This window comes from Kocuria sabuli (assembly GCF_040981185.1).
Lineage (GTDB): Bacteria > Actinomycetota > Actinomycetes > Actinomycetales > Micrococcaceae > Kocuria > Kocuria sabuli.
Map to the genome: position 1 here is coordinate 1 of NZ_JAVHZE010000119.1, position 517 is coordinate 517.

The following is a 517-nucleotide window of genomic DNA, read 5'->3' on the forward strand; positions in this document are numbered from 1 at the left end:
CCCGGCAATCATGGCCGTCCTGCCGCTGGAGTACCGCCATCGACTTCTCCCAGAGGACAGCTTCATGTCCCGCTTAGCACGACTTGAGAAGGAAACGAGTGAGGCGAAAGTGGCCGTTGCGATGAACGCCCCGCGTCACCAGAAGCTCAAGGAACTCAGTGAGGGGATCGTAGAGATGTTCCGTGTCGACCCGGACCTGACCGCGCCGCTGATGGCCATGGTCACTTCAATGCTGGGGGGTATGTGAGAACTACAGAAATGGCGAAAGCCGGTCTGCGCGAACAGAACCGACTTTCTGGTGCAAAAACGACAGTAGTTGCAGGAGGAATAATGGCAAAAAATCCACGCTATTACCATACCGCTGTACATAAAAACATAACCCGCGACCTCTTCATCCGCTCGGTTAATCCGATTGTGGCAGAGAAGATGCGCGCCATCCTGGAAGAACTGAAACGTAAGGAGAGTGGCCGTGGGTAACCTCGCAAAAGTAATACCTTTCAGACCGTCTGTAACGGTC

2 protein-coding genes are annotated in these 517 nt (G+C 54.2%); both read left to right on the plus strand.

The features are described from left to right. On the plus strand, positions 1 to 247 hold a 247-nt coding region (locus tag RE027_RS18205; protein WP_368809704.1), incomplete at its 5' end, for a toxin YdaT family protein. Continuing rightward, positions 244 to 477, plus strand: coding sequence for a hypothetical protein (locus tag RE027_RS18210; protein ID WP_368809705.1), 234 nt, complete (start codon positions 244 to 246; stop codon positions 475 to 477). The genes RE027_RS18205 and RE027_RS18210, both read left to right, overlap by 4 nt. Positions 478 to 517 lie beyond the last annotated feature (40 nt).